The sequence below is a fragment of the Paracraurococcus ruber genome, assembly GCF_004353985.1.
GTDB classification, from domain to species: domain Bacteria; phylum Pseudomonadota; class Alphaproteobacteria; order Acetobacterales; family Acetobacteraceae; genus Paracraurococcus; species Paracraurococcus ruber.
In genome coordinates this window covers 1-3,043 of sequence record NZ_SMOA01000438.1, presented here as the reverse complement: position 1 = coordinate 3,043, position 3,043 = coordinate 1, and the positions used below count along the sequence as shown (strand labels likewise).

The window sequence follows — 3,043 nt, the reverse complement described above, 5'->3', positions numbered from 1 at the left end:
CTGCGGTCATACCGACCGCGGTTCTCCGGCGTCCACATCCCGCCAAATCGCGCACCACCCGCCGCAACCCGCCAGTCACAACCGATTCAGATGACTCACCATGTTCCCGGATGGACACTAAATAATTCCCGTCCCGCCGATCCGCTGCCGCCGCGCCCCGGCCGGCGGCCGGGCGGCCAGCCCGGCCATTGCGCCCGCCGCCGCGGCAGGCGACGCTCCGCGCCATGACCGAGACTGCGCTTCCTCCCCTCCTCCTCGTCGGCTGCGGCAAGATGGGCGGCGCCATGCTGGCCGGCTGGCTGGAACAGGGCCTGGGCGAGGCCGTGGTGGTGGAGCCGCACCCGGACGCGGCGGCCGCCTTCGCCGGCCGCGTCACCGTGGTGCCAGACCCGGGGGCGATCCCCGCCGGCTTCCGCCCCGCCGCCATCGTGCTCGCCATCAAGCCGCAGGAAGCGGCGGCGACCCTGCCCGCCTTCGCCCGCTTCGCCGGGCCGGGGACGGTGTTCCTGTCCATCATGGCCGGCCGCAACATCGCCGGCATGCGCGCCGCGCTGGGGGAGGCTGCGGCGGTGGTCCGCGCCATGCCGAACACCCCGGCGGCGGTCCGGCAGGGCTTCACCGTGGCCTTCGCCGGCCCGGGCGTGACCGGCGCGCAGAAGGCCCTGGCCGACCGGCTGCTCTCGGCCATCGGCGACTCCGCCTGGGTCGGGGAGGAAGCGCTCATCGATCCCGTCACCGCCGTCTCGGGCGGCGGGCCGGCCTATGTCTTCCTGCTGGCCGAGCTGATGGAGGCGGCGGCGGTGGAGCAGGGGCTGCCGCCGGACCTCGCCCGCCGCATGGCCCGCGCCACCGTGGCCGGGTCGGGCGCGCTGCTGGCCGCCAGCGCCGAGGATAGCGGGCAGTTGCGGAAGAACGTCACCAGCCCGAAGGGCACCACCGAGCGAGCCCTGGCGGTCCTGATGGCGGCCGATGCCTGGCCGGCCCTGATGTCGAAGGCCATCGCCGCCGCCACCGACCGGTCGCGGGAACTCGGCGGCTGATCCGCCCGGCGCCGCCCGCCGGGGCCGGCGGGGCGATGCCCCCGGGGCGGCGCGCATCGCCCCGCCCTTCCCCTCGCCGGCCAGCATCCCAAGCTGAGGAGCCATGAGCGAGACGAGCGACGACATGGACACCCGGCTGCTGGCCGGCTTCTGGCAGGTGGTGGCGGCAAGGGGCTGGGGCGGCGTCACCCTGGGCCGGGTCGCCGCGGCGTCCGGCCTGCCGGCGGCGGAGATCCGCGCCCGCGCGCCGGGCGGCCCGGCGGAGATGCTGCGCCTGCACGGCCGGGCGATGGATGCCGCCGTGGCCGCAGGCACCGTGCCGGGCCAGGGCGGCACGCCGCGCGACCGCGTCTTCGACGTGCTGATGCGCCGGATCGATGCCCTGCAGCCCCATCGCGCCGGCATCCTCCGGCTGCTGGAGGACCTGCCGCGGAACCCTGGCCCCGCCCTCTGCCTGCTTTCGCAGTTGCCGCCGTCCATGGCGCGGCTGCTGGATGCGGCGGAGATCGAGTCGGGCGGGGTGCTGGGGGCGGTGCGGGCGCAGGGGCTGCTGGGCGTCTGGCTGGCGACGCTGCGGGCCTGGCAGAAGGACGACAGCGCCGATCTCGGCGCCACCATGGCGGCGCTGGACCGGGCGCTGGACCGGGCGGAGCAGGTGGCGCGGTCGCTGCGGCTGGACCCGGGCGACCGCGCCATGGGCTGAGCGGGCCGCTGGGGCCGGCGCGGCCGGGTCGGGCCAGGCGGCGTCCCGCCATGCCCGGGCCGGCCAGGCCCAGGCCGGACAACGTCAAGCCCATCGATCGGCGCCGGCGCTGTTACCCGTTCGGTGACGCGGGCCGCCGGCACGGATCGCCGAGGCAATCGTCCCCCGGCGGCGGAGAGCTTCGCCGTCGGGCCGCCGATGGAGACGGCCACGCCGAAGCCATCGGGCGGGAAGGGGGCGTCGTCGGGGCCGAGGCTGCCTGTCGGCACCAGAATCCCGGCGCTGCCGAACATGGCCGGCCCGGTGACGGCGGCGCTCGGGCCGGCATCCACCCTCAAGGTGCCGGCGGAGACCGAGCCGGTCCGCCGCATCTCGGTCCGGGTGACGCCGTGGCGCGTCGCCGCCGCGGCGGGGAGGGCGGCCAGCCCATCCGCAAGGCCGGCACCGAGGGCGAGGGAATGCGGGGGGCGTGGCGGTGCCTCCTCCCTGTCCCGGGGCGCGGCGCGGTCGGGCGCGCACGCGGCCTCCGGCATGCGCGAGCCATCTCAACGCCCTGTTCGCAAAGCCTCGATCCCGCCCCGACATGCGTTGCGGCCAAGGTCGAGACCGGCCGAGGTGTCGCCGCTCCCCGCGACCGGCGCCGCGGCGCGGTCGCCCCGCCCCGGCATCTTGTTGCGCTGCAACACAGGCTTTGACCGTCCCCGCCGCCGTCCCTAGTGTGCGCCCGCCATCACCCGGCGGAGAACGAGATGTCTGATTCCAGCGGCAACAAGCCCGAGACCGACCTCATGCGCATGCTGTCCGAGTTCCGCATGCCCGGGATGCCGGATGTCGAGGCCCTCGCCTCGGCGCAGCGCCGCAACCTCGAGGCGCTGTCGGCCGCCAACCGCGTCGCGCTGGAAGGGGCCCAGGCCGTCGCGCGGCGGCACATGGAGATCCTGCAGTCCTCCATGACCGAGATGACCGAGGCGATGCGCGCGCTCGGCACCCAGGAGAGCCCGCAGGAGCGCGCCGCGCGCCAGGCCGAGCTGCTGAAATCCGCCTATGAGAAGGCGGTCGGCAATATGAAGGAGGTCGCCGACCTGATCCAGAAGTCGAACCAGGAAGCGCTGACGCTGCTCAACCGGCGCTTCACCGAGGCGATGGACGAGATCAAGTCGCTGATGGCCAAGAAGGGCTGACCGCACGCGGCCGCATCCCGGCGCGGGCTGTCAGGCCCGCGTCGCCATCGCCAGCGCCAGCGCCTGGCGCGGCGCCGCCGGCCGCCCGGCCCGGCCATAGCCCGGCGCCGCCGCCTTCG

The 3,043-nt window shown here is 75.6% G+C and carries 3 protein-coding genes; all 3 read left to right on the top strand.

Going from position 1 to position 3,043, the window contains the following annotated elements; translation table 11 throughout:
- The first annotated feature begins 224 nt into the window (after positions 1 to 224).
- Positions 225 to 1,040, top strand: a complete 816-nt coding sequence (gene proC / locus E2C05_RS30385; protein WP_133223345.1) for a pyrroline-5-carboxylate reductase — start codon at positions 225 to 227, stop codon at positions 1,038 to 1,040.
- 103 nt (positions 1,041 to 1,143) lie between these two features.
- Positions 1,144 to 1,743 carry a TetR family transcriptional regulator gene (locus E2C05_RS30380; protein WP_133223344.1) on the top strand — a complete coding sequence of 200 codons (600 nt, stop codon included), beginning with the start codon at positions 1,144 to 1,146 and terminating at the stop codon, positions 1,741 to 1,743.
- 749 nt (positions 1,744 to 2,492) lie between these two features.
- Entirely contained in the window at positions 2,493 to 2,924 is a 432-nt protein-coding gene (locus E2C05_RS30375; protein WP_240046957.1) for a phasin family protein, read from the top strand.
- The last annotated feature ends 119 nt before the right edge of the window (positions 2,925 to 3,043 follow it).

Coding starts and splice junctions, on each gene's coding strand:
- E2C05_RS30375 (WP_240046957.1), top strand. CDS start 2,493: ATGTCTGATTCCAGCGGCAACAAGCCCGAGACCGACCTCATGCGCATG.
- proC (WP_133223345.1), top strand. CDS start 225: ATGACCGAGACTGCGCTTCCTCCCCTCCTCCTCGTCGGCTGCGGCAAG.
- E2C05_RS30380 (WP_133223344.1), top strand. CDS start 1,144: ATGAGCGAGACGAGCGACGACATGGACACCCGGCTGCTGGCCGGCTTC.